The sequence below is a fragment of the Bradyrhizobium sp. Kon56 genome (assembly GCF_055807635.1).
The window spans coordinates 1-266 of sequence record NZ_JBVVOU010000441.1 but is presented as its reverse complement, the minus strand read 5'-3'; the positions used below and the strand labels follow the sequence as shown (position 1 = coordinate 266).

The 266-nt window shown below is 60.5% G+C and carries 1 protein-coding gene; it reads right to left on the bottom strand.

The genetic code is table 11. From position 1 onward, the window contains the following. Positions 1 to 245 (bottom strand): hypothetical protein (locus AC0L3B_RS39605; protein ID WP_473383295.1); only part of this gene is annotated, 245 nt, incomplete at its 3' end. Positions 246 to 266: the final 21 nt, after the last annotated feature.

The window sequence follows — 266 nt, the reverse complement described above, 5'->3', positions numbered from 1 at the left end:
ACGAACAGGTTCTTCGGGTTGGTCAGCCCCACTCCGCTGTCGAGGATGGTGATCCGCAAGCGCCCCTTCTCCTCGGCCCATTCGATGTCGATGCCCTCAGCGCTGCTTTCCATCGACTCATCGGCATTCTTGATCAGGTTGATCATTAACTGATGGATCTGGGCCCGATCAAGGCTGGCCATCAGCGGGCGCGGTCCGTGCAAGCTCATCACGCGGTGAGCGAACAGCAGCGGCAACTCGGCCATCACGGCGGCCAAATCCAGAGG